13 protein-coding genes are annotated in these 15401 nt (G+C 74.2%); 5 read left to right on the top strand and 8 right to left on the bottom strand.

Annotated elements, in window-relative coordinates:
- Window positions 1-114: 114 nt before the first annotated feature.
- The 4 genes from ACIOD1_RS17115 to miaA all read right to left on the bottom strand — a co-directional run bounded on the left by ACIOD1_RS17115 (window position 115) and on the right by miaA (window position 4915).
- Window positions 115-2196, bottom strand: a complete 2082-nt coding sequence (locus ACIOD1_RS17115; protein ID WP_365616306.1) for an HD domain-containing protein — start codon at window positions 2194-2196, stop codon at window positions 115-117.
- 140 nt (window positions 2197-2336) lie between these two features.
- On the bottom strand, window positions 2337-3212 hold the full coding sequence (dapF, locus tag ACIOD1_RS17120; RefSeq protein ID WP_401903000.1) for a diaminopimelate epimerase: 876 nt from the start codon (window positions 3210-3212) through the stop codon (window positions 2337-2339).
- A 107-nt stretch (window positions 3213-3319) separates the two neighbouring features.
- Window positions 3320-3865 carry a hypothetical protein gene (locus tag ACIOD1_RS17125; RefSeq protein WP_365616844.1) on the bottom strand — a complete coding sequence of 182 codons (546 nt, stop codon included), beginning with the start codon at window positions 3863-3865 and terminating at the stop codon, window positions 3320-3322.
- A 111-nt stretch (window positions 3866-3976) separates the two neighbouring features.
- On the bottom strand, window positions 3977-4915 hold the full coding sequence (gene miaA / locus ACIOD1_RS17130; protein ID WP_365616303.1) for a tRNA (adenosine(37)-N6)-dimethylallyltransferase MiaA: 939 nt from the start codon (window positions 4913-4915) through the stop codon (window positions 3977-3979).
- Window positions 4916-5131: 216 nt separating this feature from the next.
- Here miaA and ACIOD1_RS17135 point away from each other — a divergent pair, with 216 nt between their 5' ends.
- Both ACIOD1_RS17135 and ACIOD1_RS17140 read left to right on the top strand, forming a co-directional pair.
- Window positions 5132-5323 (top strand): gliding motility protein, encoded by a 192-nt coding sequence (locus ACIOD1_RS17135; RefSeq protein ID WP_401903002.1) that lies wholly within the window; start codon window positions 5132-5134, stop codon window positions 5321-5323.
- A gap of 24 nt (window positions 5324-5347) precedes the next feature.
- Complete coding sequence (locus ACIOD1_RS17140; RefSeq protein ID WP_365616299.1) at window positions 5348-5593, top strand: antitoxin; 246 nt, start codon at window positions 5348-5350, stop codon at window positions 5591-5593.
- A 101-nt stretch (window positions 5594-5694) separates the two neighbouring features.
- Here the strand turns inward: ACIOD1_RS17140 and ACIOD1_RS17145 are convergent, their stop codons facing one another.
- Window positions 5695-6402, bottom strand: coding sequence for a hypothetical protein (locus tag ACIOD1_RS17145; RefSeq protein ID WP_365616297.1), 708 nt, complete (start codon window positions 6400-6402; stop codon window positions 5695-5697).
- A 141-nt stretch (window positions 6403-6543) separates the two neighbouring features.
- Window positions 6544-8064, bottom strand: a complete 1521-nt coding sequence (gene miaB, locus ACIOD1_RS17150; protein ID WP_365616295.1) for a tRNA (N6-isopentenyl adenosine(37)-C2)-methylthiotransferase MiaB — start codon at window positions 8062-8064, stop codon at window positions 6544-6546.
- Window positions 8065-8241: 177 nt separating this feature from the next.
- Between miaB and ACIOD1_RS17155 the strand changes: the two genes are divergently transcribed.
- Window positions 8242-9237: a TAXI family TRAP transporter solute-binding subunit gene (locus ACIOD1_RS17155; RefSeq protein ID WP_401903004.1), complete on the top strand. Its 996-nt coding sequence runs from the start codon at window positions 8242-8244 to the stop codon at window positions 9235-9237.
- Here the strand turns inward: ACIOD1_RS17155 and ACIOD1_RS17160 are convergent.
- Entirely contained in the window at window positions 9227-10165 is a 939-nt protein-coding gene (locus ACIOD1_RS17160) for an ROK family protein (RefSeq protein ID WP_365616842.1), read from the bottom strand. The two genes, ACIOD1_RS17155 and ACIOD1_RS17160, sit on opposite strands and share 11 nt — an antisense overlap.
- 89 nt (window positions 10166-10254) lie before the next feature.
- Window positions 10255-11370 carry a LacI family DNA-binding transcriptional regulator gene (locus ACIOD1_RS17165; RefSeq protein WP_365616291.1) on the bottom strand — a complete coding sequence of 372 codons (1116 nt, stop codon included), beginning with the start codon at window positions 11368-11370 and terminating at the stop codon, window positions 10255-10257.
- Between the two features lie 386 nt (window positions 11371-11756).
- Here ACIOD1_RS17165 and ACIOD1_RS17170 point away from each other — a divergent pair, with 386 nt between their 5' ends.
- Together ACIOD1_RS17170 and ACIOD1_RS17175 are read left to right on the top strand one after the other, a co-directional pair.
- Window positions 11757-13025, top strand: coding sequence for a glycosyl hydrolase (locus tag ACIOD1_RS17170; protein ID WP_401903007.1), 1269 nt, complete (start codon window positions 11757-11759; stop codon window positions 13023-13025).
- 130 nt (window positions 13026-13155) lie between these two features.
- Window positions 13156-15393, top strand: a complete 2238-nt coding sequence (locus ACIOD1_RS17175) for an endo-beta-N-acetylglucosaminidase (protein ID WP_401903009.1) — start codon at window positions 13156-13158, stop codon at window positions 15391-15393.
- The last annotated feature ends 8 nt before the right edge of the window (window positions 15394-15401 follow it).

A 15401-nucleotide genomic window follows, 5' to 3' on the forward strand; every position in this document is an offset into this window, starting at 1 on the left:
ACGCGCGACGGGGCCACCCGAACGGGGCCCTCCGCGCACGCCCCCGCGCCCTACGCCCGCTCCCCCACGCTCCCTGGTCCCCGACTCCCGTTCCGGCGGGGCGCCCGGCCGGCGCTACGCGCGGCTGACGTCGTACACGCCGGGTACGTCCCGCATGGCCCGCATGAGGGCGGGCAGCTGCGTCGCGTCGGGCAGCTGGAGGGTGTAGCTGTGGTGGACGCGCTGCTCGACGGGCGGCTCGACGGTCGCGGAGACCACCTCGACACCCTCCCGGGCGATGGCCTCGGTGAGGTCGGCCAGCAGGTGGGGGCGGCCGAACGATTCGGCACGGAGGGTGACCCGGCAGTCGGCGGTGGCCCGCCAGTGCACGGCGACGGAGGTGCGGCCCACGGAGCGCATCTGGGCCACGGCCGGGCAGTGGATCCGGTGCACGGTGACGGCTCCGCCGCGCACGACGAACCCGGCGACCGCGTCCGGCGGCACGGGCGTACAGCAGCCGGCGAGGCGGACGTGGGCGTCGGGCAGGTCGGCGACGGCGTTGGCCCCGCCGCCGCGGAGCCCGGTCACGGAGAGCGCGGCCCGGGGCACGGCGGCCGCGGGTCCGGCTCCGTCGGGATGGGCCTGCAGCCAGCTGCTGATGGCGATCCGGGCGGCGGGGGTCCGGGCGTGGTCCAGCCAGTCGGCGGCCGGTCCCGAGGAGGCGTCGTGGGCGAGGAGCAGCTGCACGGTGTCCCCGTCGGAGAGCCGGGAGGAGAGCGAGGTGAGGCGCCCGTTGACCCGGGCGCCGATACAGCCGTGGGCCGCTTCCCCGTACTGGGCGTAGGCGGCGTCGATACAGCTGGCCCCGGCGGGCAGGCTGATGGTGCCGGAGGCGCCGCCGTCCTCCCGGAAGACCGTGATCTCGCGGTCCTGGGCCAACTCGGCGCGCAGCACGGTCCAGAAGGTGTCGGGGTCGGGCGCGGACTGTTGCCAGTCGAGGAGGCGGGAGAGCCAGCCGGGGCGGGTGGGGTCGACGCGTTCCTCGTCGCAGTCGACCGGTTCGCCCGTGGTGTACGGATTGCCGAGGGCGACGACCCCGGCTTCGGCGACGCGGTGCATCTGCCGGGTGCGGACGATGACCTCGGCGACGAAGCCCTCGGGGACGGCGACGGCGGTGTGCAGGGACTGGTAGAGGTTGAACTTGGGCGCGGCGACGAAGTCCTTGAACTCCGAGACGACCGGGGTGAAGCAGGTGTGCAGTTCGCCGAGGACCCCGTAGCAGTCGGCGTTCTCCGCGACGAGGACGAGGATCCGGCCGAAGTCGCAGCCCCGCAGTTCGCCGCGCGTGCGGGAGATGCGGTGGACGGAGACGAAGTGCCGGGGGCGCACCTGGACCTCGGCGGCGATGCCGGCCTCGCGCAGGACGGTGCGGACGGATTCGGCGATGGCGGGGAGCGGGTCGGCCTCGCCGGTGTGGGCGGAGATCAGGGCGCGGGTGCGCTCGTACTCCTCGGGGTGGAGGATCGCGAAGACGAGGTCTTCCAGCTCGGTCTTGAGGGCCTGGACGCCGAGGCGTTCGGCGAGCGGGATCAGGACGTCGCGGGTGACCTTGGCGATGCGGGCCTGCTTCTCGGGGCGCATCACGCCGAGTGTGCGCATGTTGTGCAGGCGGTCGGCGAGCTTGATGGACATGACGCGGACGTCGTTGCCGGTGGCGACGAGCATCTTGCGGAAGGTCTCGGGCTCGGCGGCGGCGCCGTAGTCGATCTTCTCGACCTTGGTGACCCCGTCGACGATGAAGCAGACCTCCTCGCCGAACTCCTCGCGGACCTGGTCGAGTGTCACCTCGGTGTCCTCGACGGTGTCGTGCAGCAGGGAGGCGGTCAAGGTCGTTGTCTCGGCGCCGAGTTCGGCCAGGATCAGGGTCACGGCGAGCGGATGTGTGATGTACGGCTCACCGCTTTTGCGCATCTGACCGCGGTGGGAGGTCTCCGCGAGGAGGTACGCACGCCGCAGTACGGACAGATCCGCGTCCGGATGGTGGGCACGGTGCGCTTCTGCTACGTGTCCGATCGCGTCCGGGAGCCGGTCCCTGGACGTCGGCCCGAGCAGCGCAGCCCGCCCGAGCCTGCGCAGGTCGAGCCGCGATCGGCCCCGTCTGCGCAGCTCAGGGCGCACTTCGGCATGTGCTTCGGGGTTCGTGGCCTCTGCACTCATGGGCACCTCCGACGGCTTCGACCGGCGGTGGCGGGCATGGGGTGAGCCCTCAGGGCCGGTGCCTGATGTTACCGACCCCACCACGTGGCGCAGTCCACCTCTTGCTCAGCGTGAAACGGATCACTCGTGAGAGGGAATCTTCAGGCGAAAGCCGTCTCACTGAGCCAGGTCGGTTCGAACTCTCCGGCGGCCACGATGACGGCCGGTCCGGTCATGTCCACGCGCCCGTCGGGGTGTTCGGTGATGACGAGCGTGCCACCGGGCAGATCGACGGTGTACGTGGCCGGTTCGCCGGTGACGGCGGGTTCGACTCCGTCACGGCGGATGGCGGCCACGGCGACGGCGCAGGCGCCGGTGCCACAGGAGCGGGTCTCGCCGGAGCCGCGCTCGTGGACGCGCATCGCGACGTGACGGGGGCCTCGGTCGACGACGAACTCGACGTTGACCCCGGTGGGGTAGGCGGCGGCCGGGCTGAACGGCGGCGGGCTGTACAGGTCGCCGGCGTGGTCGAGGCTTTCAACGAACGCGACCGCGTGCGGGTTCCCCATGTTCACGTTCCGCGCGGGCCAGGTGCGCTCGCCCACGGAGACGGTGACGTCCCCTTCGGGGAGTTCGGCGCGGCCCATGGAGACGGTGACGTCTCCGGTCTTGTCGAGGTGGACCCGCTTGACGCCGCCCCGGGTGGCGACGGCGAGGTCGCCCGGCTCGATGTGGCCGGCGTGGTGGAGGTAGCGGGCGAACACGCGGACGCCGTTGCCGCACATCTCCGCGATGGAGCCGTCGCTGTTGCGGTAGTCCATGAACCACTCGGCCTCGGAGGCCATGGGGGCGGCCTCGGGGTGGGCGGCGGAGCGGACCACGTGGAGCACACCGTCGGCCCCGATGCCCGCGCGGCGGTCGCACAGGGCGGCCACGGCGGTCGGGGGCAGCTCGATGGCGTTGTCCGGGTCGGGAACGATCACGAAGTCGTTCTCGGTCCCGTGGCCCTTGAGGAAGGAGAGGGTGGTGTGCGTCACCCGCCCATGGTACCGAGCCGATCCGGACCGCATCGGGTGAGGTCAGCGCGGTGTCAGCCGGTCGGCGCAGGCCGGTGGCCGGGATCCGGTCGACGGGGCCCGGGCGGTCAGCGGAGCCGGGCCACCCGGTACACGGCGAGGGAGACGACGGCGAGCGCCGCGAGCGCGTACAGCGCGGCCATGCGCCAGTCGGGGCGGCGGCTGCTGCCGCGCGGCGGGAGTCCGGGCCAGGAGTAGCCGACGCGGCGGGCGGCCATCATGCCCCAGCCGCCGGCGCAGCAGCTGATGAGGAAGCCGAGCATGGCGACCACGGCTCCGCCGTCGCCGAACTCGAAGGCGAGGGGGAAGGCGAACATCAGGGATCCGGCGGCGGCCAGCAGCACGATCGGGGCGATCTGCCACAGGCGCAGGCGGCGCTGCGGCCTCAGCTCGACCTCGAAGGCGGGGCCGGAGGCGGCCTCCACCCCCGACTCCGGGACGTCGGGACCGTCCGGGGTCAACCGTGCCGGGTCGGCGGGCAGGCCGAGGCCGTCGAGGACTTCGGGAGCCCCCGCCGCACCGGGGCCGGACAAGCCGCTCGACCCGCCGGGAAGCATCGGGTCCGCTTCCTGTCTGGTGTCGTCCCGCCCGGTGTCACGAGGGCCGGCCTCCATAGCCACGCGCCCTCCCCACTCGGACTTCGTACGCCACTGTTCAGGAGTTTGATGATGGCACGGTCCCGGGCCGCGGACGGGCGTGCGGGGCGTCCCGATGCCATCACGTGATCAGGCTGTGACCGCTCGTTCGACCAACGACTGCGCGAGTCCGGCCAGTTCCCCGCGGTCGGCGGCCGCCCCGCTGAGCCAGTGCACCCGAGGGTCCCGGCGGAACCACGAATCCTGCCGGCGGGCGAACCTCTTGGTGGCGCGGACCGTCTCGGCCCGCGCCTCCTCCTCGGTGCAGGCGCCGGCGAGGGCGTCGAGCACCTGCTGGTAGCCGAGCGCCCTGGAAGCGGTGATTCCGTCGCGCAGGCCCCGGGACTCCAGGGCCCGGACCTCGTCGACGAGCCCGTCCTCCCACATCCGGTCCACGCGCAGCGCGATCCGTTCGTCGAGTTCCGGCCGCGCCACATCGACGCCGATCTGGACGGTGTCGTAGACGGACTCGTGGCCGGGGAGGTTGGCGGTGTAGGGGCGCCCCGTGATCTCGATGACCTCCAGGGCCCGCACGATGCGCCGGCCGTTGCTCGGCAGGATCGCGGCGCCGGCGGCCGGGTCGGCGGCGGCGAGGCGGGCGTGGAGGGCGCCGGGGCCGCGCAGGGTGGCCTCCTCCTCCAGTCGGGCCCGTACGACCGGGTCGGTGCCGGGGAACTCCATGGCGTCGAGCGCACCGCGCACGTAGAGCCCGGAACCGCCGACGAGGACGGGCGTGCGGCCCTCGGCGAGGAGCCTGTCGATCTCGACCCGCGCGAGCCGCTGGTACTCGGCGACGCTGGCGGTCTCGGTGATCTCCCAGACGTCGAGGAGGTGGTGCGGGACGCCTCCGCGTTCCCCGGTCGTCAGCTTGGCGGTGCCGATGTCCATCCCCCGGTAGAGCTGCATGGAGTCGGCGTTGACGACCTCGCCGTCGAAATGGCGGGCCAGGGCGACGCCCAAGTCGGACTTTCCGGCCGCGGTGGGACCGACGACGGCGATGACCCGCGGGGCGGGAGCTGCATTCCTCACCCGCACAGTCTCGCAAACCCGAAGGCATGTACCCGATCGAGTTACGTGACGGGCTGTGACGGGGGTCGTTGCCCTGAAGAGGTTCCGGCCCGGATGCGCCCGGTGCGCACCCGGCGGAGGCCGGTCCGGCCAGGGCGGAACTTCACCCGCACGAGTAGCGTTGAGGGAGTAGACATGGGCGTTTTTGACCGGCTTTTTCGCCGCAAGGAACAGGTAGTGACCGAGGCGGTCGCGGCCGAGACCGAGGCGACGGAGGAACTGGCGGCGGACACCGCTTCGGCCGACGAGACCGAGGAGGCCGGGACCGTTGCGGCGGCGACCCCCGCGGCGGAAGCCGTGGAGATCCCCAAGCAGCAGTCGGCGGAGGTGGCCGCGGACAGTGAGGCCGGCGAGGCCGCCCGCACGTAGCCACCGCCAAACGGAAGGTGTCCCATGGGCCTGCTGGACAATCTGAAGGCCAAGCTCGCTCCGGCCAAGGACAAGGTCGGTGACCTCGCGCAGCAGCACGAGGGCAAGATCGGCGACAGCCTGGACAAGGTCGCGAAGGCCGTGGACTCCAAGACCCATGGCAAGTACAGCGACAAGCTGGCGACGGGCACCGACAAGGCGAAGGGCGCCCTGGGCAAGATCGCGCACAAGGACACTCCCGGCGGGCCGACACCGCCGGCGGCCTCCTGAACCGCGCTCACACCTGTCCGAAGGGGCGCGGGATCAACTGATCCCGCGCCCCTTCGGCGCGTCCGGAGCCCGCCCGGGTGACCGGAGGGGGCCGGGGAACCTCAGGACCAGGCGGCCACGAAGTAGCCGACCCCGTAGGGAGCGTCCTCGTAGAGCAGGCGGCCGTCGAGGCCCGCGCCCTCGGCGGCGCCGGCGAGCACCTGCCAGGGGCTCCGCCCGGCGACCTGGAGTTCGGCGGCGAGCGAGGGATCGAGGGCGGCCAGCGCGGCGGTGTCGGCGGCGCCGAGGGCGCGGGCGGCCTCCGCGTCGAAGGCGGCCGCGCGGTCGTCGAGGTAGCCGGGGGCCTTGAGGGTGCGGCAGGCGCTGCCGTCGCCCATGACGAGCAGGGCGACCCGGGCCTCGCGGGCGGCGAGCTCGCGGCCCGCCTCCAGGCAGGCGGCGGTGGGCAGCGACCCGTCGAGGGCGAGCCCCTCGACGGGAGCGGCGCCCCAGCCGGCGCGGCCGAGCAGCCAGGCGCCGACGGAGAGGGCGGTGGGCAGCAGCCGTGGCCCCTCCTCGCCGTCGCCGAGCCGGACCTCGGCGGCGACGCCGAAGCCCCGGAAACTGCCCCGGGATCCTTGGGCATAGGCCCCGAGGTGGTCGGCGTCACCGGTACCGACCACCACGAGGAGGTCGGGTCGCGAGGCGGCGAGCACGGCCAGGGCGTCGGAACAGGCGGTACGGGCGTCGCCCAGTTCGGCGGCGGCGCCCGCGGCGACCTCCGGCACGAGGAGCGGCGGGGCGGGGCACACGGCGGCGGCTACGAGCATGATCGGCAGCCTAGCCGTCACCGGGCGGAGCGGGGGGCGGTGCGGAGGTCCGACCACGCGACGGGGCGCCGCGCCGGGCGGCCGGGGCCGGGGCTGCACGCGCGGGCAGCCCCGGCCCCGGCACGATCCGAGAGGGACGGCCTACGCAGGGGCCGCGCAGCCCGAGGTCGTCACGGGCAGCGGGGCCGGGACGCCGAGGGTGGGGATGCCGAGCATGACCCCGGCCGGCTGCGCCGGGGCGGCGTTGCGCTTCTCCCATGCCTCGCCCGCGCGGGTGCGGCGCACGCCGAGGGTCGGGCCCTCGGCGAGGAGGTGGTGCGGGGCCGCGTAGGTGATGTCCACGGTGACCACGTCGCCGGGGCGGACGTCCTCGGCCGGCTTGGTGAAGTGGACCAGGCGGTTGTCGGGCGCGCGGCCCGAAAGGCGGTCGGTGGCGCCGTCCTTGCGGCCCTCGCCCTCGGCGACCATGACCTCCAGGGTGCGGCCGACCTGCTTCTTGTTCTCCTCCCAGGAGATCTCCTCCTGGAGGGCGACCAGACGCATGTAGCGGTCTTGGACGACCTCCTTGGGGATCTGCCCGTCCATCTCGGCGGCCGGGGTTCCGGGGCGCTTGGAGTACTGGAAGGTGAAGGCGTTCGCGAAGCGGGCCTCGCGCACGGTGTGCATGGTCTGCTGGAAGTCCTCCTCCGTCTCACCGGGGAAGCCGATGATGATGTCGGTGGAGATCGCGGCGTGCGGGATCGCGGCGCGGACCTTCTCGATGATCCCGAGGAACCGCTCCTGCCGGTAGGACCGGCGCATCGCCTTGAGGATCGGGTCGGAGCCCGACTGCAACGGCATGTGGAGCTGCGGCATCACGTTCGGGGTCTCGGCCATGGCCGCGATCACGTCGTCGGTGAAGTCGCGCGGGTGCGGGGAGGTGAAGCGGACCCGCTCCAGGCCCTCGATCTGCCCACAGGCGCGCAGCAGCTTGGAGAAGGCCTCGCGGTCCCCGAGGTCGGAGCCGTACGCGTTGACGTTCTGGCCGAGCAGGGTGATCTCGGAGACGCCCTCGGCGACGAGCGCCTCGACCTCGGCGAGGATGTCGCCGGGACGGCGGTCCTCCTCCTTGCCGCGCAGCGCCGGAACGATGCAGAAGGTGCAGGTGTTGTTGCAGCCGACGGAGATCGAGACCCAGGCGGCGTACGCGGATTCGCGACGGGTCGGCAGCGTGGAGGGGAAGGCCTCCAGCGACTCGGCGATCTCGACCTGAGCCTCTTCCTGGACGCGGGCGCGCTCCAGCAGGACGGGCAGCTTGCCGATGTTGTGCGTACCGAAGACCACGTCGACCCAAGGGGCCCGCTTCACGATGGTGTCGCGGTCCTTCTGGGCGAGGCAGCCACCCACGGCGATCTGCATGCCGGGACGCTTGGTCTTCATCGGGGCGAGCCGACCGAGGTTGCCGTAGAGCTTGTTGTCGGCGTTCTCGCGGACGGCGCAGGTGTTGAACACGACCACGTCGGCGTCGCCGTCGGAGCCCTCGGGGGCGCGCGTGTAGCCCGCGCCCTCCAGCAGACCGGACAGCCGCTCGGAGTCGTGCACGTTCATCTGGCACCCGTAGGTGCGCACCTCGTATGTTCCCTTGACGTCCACTGCCGTGCTCCGGTCGCTGCTGCTGGTCATGCGACAAGGGTAGGCGGTACCCGGGAGACCTCCGCTCGCCCGTGGCGACCGTCCGGCCCGGGACCCGTGGTCGGACCGCCCGAGCCGCAGGTCACGGGCCCGGACCGCGTCCCGGACCCAGCGCCCCGGGCCGCCCGTCCCGTGACAGGACGGCGGGCGGGTGGCAGGATCGCCCGCATGTTCCGCGTACCTCCCCGCCTCACCCGACGCCACGCCCTGCGGGGTCTGGTCGCCGTGCTGGCGGTGCTGGGGGCGCTGCTGTGGTGGCTCAAGCCCTTCGGTGAGCCGGAGCTGAAGGGGCACCTCACCTTCAGCACCGGGGTGCGTACGGGCGTCTACCACCGCTACGGCCAGCTACTGGACCAGGAACTGGCCCGGGACATGCCCGGGGTCGAGGTCCGCCTGGAGCCCAGTGAGGGTTCGCAGCAGAACCTTCAGCGGGTGGCCGCCGGTGAGGCCGACTTCACGGTGGCGACGGCGGACGCGGTGTCCAAGTACCGGGCCGACGGCAAGCCGGGCGCGGACCGCCTGCGCGGTGTCGCGCGCCTCTACGACGACTACGTGCAGCTGGTGGTGCCGGCCGGGTCGCCGGTGCAGTCGGCGCGGGACCTGCGCGGCAAACGGGTCGCGATCGGCCAGGCCGGCTCCGGCGTACGGCTGATCTCCGAGCGGCTGCTGACCGCCGCCAAGCTGGATCCGGCGCGCGACATCACCCCGGTCGGGATCGGCATCGACACCATGCCCGCGGAGCTGGAGGCGGGCCGGATCGACGCCTTCTTCTGGTCGGGCGGGCTCCCGACGAGCGCGGTGCGCGAGCTGTCGGAGCGCTTCGACATCCGGCTCGTGCCGCTGGGCGACCTCTTGGAGCAGCTCCAGGCCACCGGGCCGCCGGCCCGCTACTACCGGGCGGCCGTGATGGCGCAGGACGCGTACGCACGGGCCCGCAACACCTCGGCGGTGGCCACGCTGGCGGTGCCGAACCTGCTCGTCACCCGGGACGACACCGGGGACGAGCTGACGGAGCAGTTCACGCGGACGGTGATCCTCAGCCGGGACCGGATCGGGCACGAGGTGCACGCCGCCCAGCTGGTGGACCTGCGGACGGCGATCTACACCGATCCACTGGCGCTGCACGAAGGCGCCCGGCGCTACTACCGCTCGGTCAAGCCGTAGCGGTCGCTCCCCCGGGCAGCAGCATCATCGCGGCGGCGGCGGCGCCGATCAGTCCGGCGTGCGTGCCCAGGGCGGCCGGGACCACCTGGAGGTCCCGGACGAAGGACAGGGTCGCGTACGAGGCCAGGTGGCGCCGGATCGGCTCGAAGAGGGTGTCCCCGGCGGCGGCGACCCCGCCGCCGATGACCGCGATGTCGGTCTCGACGAGGGTGGCGGTGGCCGCGATGGCGGCGGCCAGGGCCCGCCCGGCCCGGTCGAAGGCGGCCAGGGCGACCGGGTCGCCCTCGGCGGCGGAGGCGGCGACACCCGCGGCCGAGGGGTCGGGGCCGGTCCAGCCGTGGTCCAGGGCCCATCGGGCGATGGCCGTGCCGGAGGCGAGGGATTCCACGCAGCCCCGGCCGCCGCAGACGCAGGGCTCGCCGTCGAAGGCGACGCTGATGTGGCCGATGTGACCCGCATTGCCGGTGGGGCCGGTGTGGAGGCGGTTGTCCAGGATCAGCCCGCCCCCGACCCCGGTGGAGACCACCATGCACAGCGCGTTGGCGTGGCCCCGGGCCGCGCCGAGCCAGTGTTCGGCGGCGGTCATGGCCACCCCGTCGCCGGCGAGGACGACCGGGACGCGGGCGCCGCGGGCGCTCAGCTCGGCGGCGACGCGGGCTTGGACGGGGAAGTCCCGCCAGGCGCCGATGTTGACCGGGCTGACCGTGCCCCGGGAGGTGTCCACGGGGCCCGCGCTGCCGATGCCGCACCGTACGACCTGCGGCCACAGGGGAGCCCGGGAGAGGTCGGCGACCACCTCGCCGACGGCCGCCATGACCTCTTCGGCGTCCGCCGAGCGCGGGGTCGGCCGGCGGGTGGCGGAGGTCATCGTGCCGTCGGGGTGGACCAGCGCGCCCGCGATCTTCGTACCGCCGATGTCGATCGCCACGGTCGGACCGGCGACCGCGGCGGCGGCTCGCGGCGCGGGGAAGGCTGAGGTGGGAGTGGTCACGGGGCGCTCCTGGAAGGGGTCGGATTTCAGTATGCGTCCGACGGTGGGGCCGTACTCTCGCGGGGTTCGAGACGGGGCAGTTCGCTCTCCCGCTCCCGGGGCGGGCCGCCGGCGAGGAGGGCGAGGAGTTCCTCGGCCGCGAGCCGTCCGAATCCGGCGGTGTCGCGGACGAGGGCGGTGAGGCGGGGGTGGGTGACCCGGCAGAGCGCCGAGTCGTCCCAGGCGACGATCGAGAGCCGGCCCGGCACCGGGACGCCCAGCTCGGCGGCGACGGCGATGCCGGCCACCGCCATCACGTCGTTGTCGTAGACGAGTGCGGTGGGCGGCCTCGGCTCGGCGAGGACCCGGCGGGTGGCGGCGGCGCCCTCGGCATCGGAGTAGTCGGTGGGCACCGAGCGGACCTGGTCTGCGGGCAGGCTCAGGCGTGCGGCCTCGGCGCGGAGCGAGGCCACGCGGCGGGCGGTGTGGGCGAGGTCGGGCAGCCCGGCGATGTGGGTGACGCGGCGGTGGCCGAGGGCGTGGAGGTGGCCCAGTACGTCGGCCATGGCGCGGGCGTCGTCGGCCCGTACCGAGGAGATCCCGGACGAGGCCGGCGCGGTGGGTTCGGCGGCGGACTCCGAAGCGGATTTCCCGGCGGGCTCCGCTGCGGACTCCGCGAGGTTCCCGTCCGGCTCCGCGCCGCCTCCTATGAGGACGGCGGGCAGGCCGAGCCTGGCGAGCAGTTCGGGGCGGGGGTCGCTCGTACGGGGATCGACGACGAGGACCCCGTCGACGCGGCGCTCGGCCCACCACCGGCGGTAGACGGCGCACTCGGCATCGACGTCCTCGACCACCTGGAAGAGCAGGGCGATCCGGTCGGCGGCCAGCACTTCCTGTATGCCGGAGACCAGTTGGAGGAAGAAGGACTCGACGCCCAGGGTGCGGGCGGGGCGGGCCAGGACGAGGCCCACGGCCCCGGAGCGCTCCCCGGACAGGGCGCGGGCCGCGCTGTTGGCCTGCCAGCCGAGTTCCTCGGCGACCCGGCGGATCCGGGCGCGGGTGTCCTCGGAGACGCCCGGGCGGCCGTTCAGGGCGAAGGAGACGGCGCTCTGCGACACCCCGGCCCGGCGGGCGATGTCCTTGATGGTGGCTCTGCGGGCCATGCCTGCCTCATCCCTCGATGACGTGGACTGCGTGGGGCGGACCGTACGCGATCCGGCCCGCCGGCCGGTCGGCGAGCCCGGTCCGCGGGCCCGGCTGCGAGTTCGACCGCGAGTTCGACCGCGAGCCCCTGCGCGGGGCGCGTTCGCGAACGCGTCCGGCAATAGCGTCGGTTCATTCCGTCGAATCCCTCGGTGGGGGCGCGGAGCAGTTCACACTAAAGCGCATTAGCGCGTTCCGCCTCGACAGCCACAGTCCTTCTGTCAACTGGACTGAAGCGCATAAGTCACGTGCTCCGCAACAGAGTCAGAGGCCCTGTTGACTTCCTCCTCGGGAACGCGGCACTTTATGGGCGCCCGGTGAATTCCCCAGGACTTCAGGGACCTCCATGCGCACAGTCCGGCCCGCCTCCCGCGCCCTCCGCTTCGGCGTCAACTACACGCCGAGCCGCGGCTGGTTCCACCACTGGCTCGACTTCGACCTCGACGAGGTGCGGGCCGACCTCGACTCGGTGGCCGCGCTCGGACTCGACCACATACGGGTGTTCCCGCTGTGGCCGGTGTTCCAGCCGAACCGGACCCTGATCCGGCCGCGCGCCGTCGAGCAGCTCGTCGCCCTCGCGGACGCGGCCGCCGAACGCGGTCTCGACGTCACCGTGGACGGCCTGCAAGGGCACTTGTCCAGCTTCGACTTCCTGCCCTCCTGGACCGCGACCTGGCACCGGCGCGGCATCTTCGACGACCCGGACGTGGTGGCCGGCCAGGAGGAGTACCTGCGCACCCTGGCGTCCGCCCTCGCCGACCGGCCCAACTTCCTGGGCATGACCGTCGGCAACGAGATCAACCAGTTCTCCGACGACCCCCACCCCGACCCCGACCGGATCACCCGGGCCCAGGCCGACCGCTGGCTGGAGCGGATGCTCGCCGCCTGCGAGCGGGGCGCGCCGGGCCGGCTCCACGTGCACGCCGAGTACGACGCCGCCTGGTACCGCGACGGCCACCCCTTCACCCCGGCCCAGGCCGCCCGCCTCGGCGGGGCCACCGCCCTGCACTCGTGGGTGTTCAACGGCACCGCGCAGCGCCACGGCCGCACCGGGACGGCGACCGAGCACCACGCCGCGTACCTCGTCGAGCTGTCCAAGGCGTGGGCGGTGGATCCGGACCGCCCGGTGTGGCTGCAGGAAGTGGGGGCGCCCGCACCGCTGATCGGGCCCGAACACGCCGCCGCCTTCACCGACGCCACCCTCGCGGGCGCCCTGGACTGCACCGGCCTCTGGGGGGTGACCTGGTGGTGCTCGCACGACGTGTCACGGGAGTTGGCCGACTTCCCGGAGCTGGAGTACGGCCTCGGGCTGCTCACCAACGACCGCCGGGTCAAGCCCGCCGGCGCCGTGATCGCCCGGATCGCGAACGAGTGGCGGGGTCGCGCGCACCACCCCGACGTACGGTCGACCGCGCTCGCCCTGGACGTCGGCGGGGCGCTGGAGGCCCCCGCCCGATCGGTGTGCGCGCCGGGCGGGGCCTTCTTCGAGGCCTGGGCGGCGCTGACCGCCCGGGGGGTGCGCCCGACGGTGGTCCTCGCGGAGCACGCCGAGGACCGGGCGCACCTGTCCGCGCGCGGGATCACCGAGGTGCTGCGCGTCCCCGACGCCGTCTGAGGGGGGCCTAGGCCGGGGGCCCGGCACACCCCGCCCGCCCGTTGCACCCCGCCCGCCCGGCACACCCCGCCCGCCCGATACACCCCGCACGTCACACGCCCCGCACGCCCCTTACCCCGAGGAGCCCCGCATGGCCGTGCCCGACGACGCCGCCCCCCGCCCGCCCGCGCGGCGGCCCGCGCCTCCGACCCCGCCCGTGACCCCGCACCCGCCCGCCACCGGCCCGGCCCGCCGGTCCCTCCTCGGCGCGGCCGTCGCCGGAGCGGCAGCCCTGCCCCTGCCCGCCCTCGCCGCCCGACCGGCCACCGCCCGGACCCCGGCGGCCCCCTCCACACCCGGTCGCCGCGACCCGGCCGGGCCCCCGGCCGGCCTGGCCCCGTACGCCTCGTACTGGTTCCCGGACTCCCTCCCCCCGGGCGAGCCGGGGCCGGGCGTCGTGTGGCGCTCGCTCGCGCGGTGGAGCCCGAACGGGGATCCGGACCTGGCCCACAACACCGCGACGGTGCCGCTCGCCCCGCGCTTCACCCCGGTCCCGGCCAACGGCAGCGCCCGCGCCGGCCAGGCCCGGATCTCCGCCCTCGTCTCCTTCGGGCCGACCGCGCGGAACCCCTCCCAGGGCTCGGCGACGGCCGACCACTACGCGCTCACGCACTGGGCCTACCTCGACGAGCTGGTCTTCTGGGGCGGCTCCTCCGGCGAGGGGCTGGTGCTCGCCCCCAACGCGCCCGTGGTCGACGCGGCCCACCGCAACGGCGTCCCGGTCCTCGGGAACGTCTTCCTCCCGCCCGTGGCCTACGGCGGGGACCTGCGCTGGACCCGCGACCTGGTGCGGCGCGACGCCCTCGGCCGGTTCCCGATCGCGGAGAAGCTGGTGGAGGTGGCGCGGACGTACGGGTTCGACGGCTGGTTCGTCAACGCCGAGACGGACGGCGGCGACAGCGAACTGGCCACCCGGACCCGGGAGTTCCTACGGGCCCTGCGCGCCGCCGGCGAACCGCACGGGCTGCGGATCACCTGGTACGACGCGATGAACAGCACGGGCCGGGTCGGCTGGCAGGGCGCCCTGAACCACCTCAACCAGGAGTTCTTCGAGGACCGGGCCGGCAGGGTCGCGGACAACCTGTTCGTCGACTTCCGCTGGACGCCCGAGGGCCTCGCCTCCTCAGGGACGCTCGCCGAGAGCCTCGGCCGTTCCCGGTACGAGCTGTGGGCGGCCGTGGACCTGGAGTCCCGCGGCTGGGACACCCCCGTCCGCTGGGACGCGATCCTGCCGCGCGAACCCGACCGGGACCACGTCCTCAGCCTCGGCCTCTACCGGCCCGAGTGGACCCGGGACCACCTCGCCGACCGCTCCCCCGGCGCCTTCCACCGGGCCGACGACCGGCTCTGGACGGGCGAGTCCCTCGACCCGTCGCGGCCCGCGCCCGAGGCGCTCTGGCGGGCGCCCGCCACCACCGTCGCCGACCGTTCCACGGTGACCGCGCTGCCCTTCGCCTGCTCCTTCAACACCGGGCACGGGCTGCGCTGGTACGAGGACGGCGGCGCGGTCTCGGACACCGCGTGGAACCACCTCGGGCTCCAGGACCGCCTCCCGGGCCGCCGGTGGGTGGTGGACACCGACGGACCCCGCCCCGAGGTCGCCCTGGACTTCACGACCGCCTGGCGCGGCGGCTCCAGCCTCCTGGTCTCCGGCGCCCCCACCGCACGCACCGAACCCACCGCACGCCCCGCACCCACGCCCCCCACCGCCCCCCTCGTGATCGGCTTGCACTCCACGCGGCTGCCGCTGACCGGCTCCTCGCTCGCGGAGCTCGTCCACGCGAGCGGCGCCGGTCCGGTGACCGTGGAGCTGGGCGTGGCCGTGCGCGAGCCCGCCGGGCCGGGCGAGCCGGTCCCGTACACCTGGCTGGGCGGGCCGGACCGGGACGCGGGCCACGGTTGGCGGACCTCCCGCTTCCCCCTCGCGCGGCTGGCCGGGAAGACCGCGTACGCCCTTGCCGTACGGATCACCGCGCGCGGGGAGGAGCCCGTGTCCTGGCGGCTCGGAGCCCTGTCGGTACGCGACACCACCGCCACCCGGCACCCGTCCCCGCCCTCCCACCTGCGGGTGGACGCCTCGGCGCGGCGGGGCGAGGAGGTCGAGCTGCGCCTGTCCTGGCGGCGGGCGCCCGGCCCGGTGCGCCACTACGAGCTCCACCGCCTCCTCCCCGACGGCGCCCGCAGCTTCCTGGGCGGCACCTGCGGAACGGCCCTCCACCTGCCCGGCGTCACCCGCGCGGGTCGGGAGCGGGCGGCCTCCTTCGAGGTGCGGGCGGTCGACGAGCTGTACGCGGTCTCCGCACCGACCGTTACCCGGCTGCCCTGGTAGGGAGCGCC

This window comes from Streptomyces sp. NPDC088097, assembly GCF_044741845.1.
Classification (GTDB): Bacteria; Actinomycetota; Actinomycetes; order Streptomycetales; family Streptomycetaceae; genus Streptomyces.

Coding starts and splice junctions, on each gene's coding strand:
- ACIOD1_RS17165 (WP_365616291.1), bottom strand. CDS start 11,370: ATGGCCCGCAGAGCCACCATCAAGGACATCGCCCGCCGGGCCGGGGTG.
- ACIOD1_RS17155 (WP_401903004.1), top strand. CDS start 8,242: ATGTTCCGCGTACCTCCCCGCCTCACCCGACGCCACGCCCTGCGGGGT.
- miaB (WP_365616295.1), bottom strand. CDS start 8,064: ATGACCAGCAGCAGCGACCGGAGCACGGCAGTGGACGTCAAGGGAACA.
- ACIOD1_RS17125 (WP_365616844.1), bottom strand. CDS start 3,865: ATGGAGGCCGGCCCTCGTGACACCGGGCGGGACGACACCAGACAGGAA.
- ACIOD1_RS17140 (WP_365616299.1), top strand. CDS start 5,348: ATGGGCCTGCTGGACAATCTGAAGGCCAAGCTCGCTCCGGCCAAGGAC.
- ACIOD1_RS17170 (WP_401903007.1), top strand. CDS start 11,757: ATGCGCACAGTCCGGCCCGCCTCCCGCGCCCTCCGCTTCGGCGTCAAC.
- ACIOD1_RS17175 (WP_401903009.1), top strand. CDS start 13,156: ATGGCCGTGCCCGACGACGCCGCCCCCCGCCCGCCCGCGCGGCGGCCC.
- ACIOD1_RS17115 (WP_365616306.1), bottom strand. CDS start 2,196: ATGAGTGCAGAGGCCACGAACCCCGAAGCACATGCCGAAGTGCGCCCT.
- ACIOD1_RS17145 (WP_365616297.1), bottom strand. CDS start 6,402: ATGCTCGTAGCCGCCGCCGTGTGCCCCGCCCCGCCGCTCCTCGTGCCG.